Below are 726 nucleotides of genomic sequence, written 5' to 3'. Positions count from 1 at the left end.
CGCAAGACCTGCGAGGATTGAAATCATCGCTGTAGGAATCAGGATCAATAAATCCACAAGCGTGCCTGCAAAAATGCCCCCTAAACAAAAGAAAACACCCGCCGCAACACCTGCGATGTATCTGCGGCTCCGGTCGGGGTTACATGCCTCGCTTGCGAAGAAGGCAGAAGTGATCGCCGCCGAAGCAACCGTAACGCCACCATAAAATGCCGCTCCAGCCGAGGCGATCCCAGCGCTCACCAGAACACCACGCGACTTCGCTTCAAAACCATAAGTCCGAAGAACAGCCATGCCCGGCAAGAACTGTCCGCTAAGCGTTGTGATGAAGAGTGGAACTGCAAGGCCCAGTACCGCAGCCATCGAGAACACAGGTTGAACCAGCATGGGCGATGCAAATGCCAGACCAACGTCACCAATCGGTGCGTCGAACACCGTTGCAGTCAATGCAATCGCAATGCCGACAAGGCAGATGATCGCATAACGCGGTAAAAGAACGGTGAGCAGGACAAATGCAACAACCAGAACAGTGAAAATCACCGGATCAGCAGCAAGGCTGCGTGCCGCATTCAATCCGAATCCGAATAAAATACCCGCCATCATACCGTCGGTCACACTGGGGGGCAAAAACTGGACCAAACGCTCGAAAAGGCCCGACAAGCCCAGCAGGATCAATGCCAGAGCAACCAGCAAATACGCACCGACAATTTCTCCCAATGTCAGTTGGGT

At 53.7% G+C, this 726-nt stretch carries 1 protein-coding gene; it reads right to left on the bottom strand.

The window, feature by feature from the left end:
• A partial coding sequence (locus Q0775_RS19930) for a benzoate/H(+) symporter BenE family transporter (RefSeq protein WP_298865406.1) occupies positions 1-726 on the bottom strand: 726 nt, incomplete at both ends.

Origin of the sequence: uncultured Sulfitobacter sp., assembly GCF_947499945.1 — a bacterium.
GTDB lineage: Bacteria > Pseudomonadota > Alphaproteobacteria > Rhodobacterales > Rhodobacteraceae > Sulfitobacter.
This window is presented reverse-complemented; position numbering and strand designations above follow the sequence as displayed.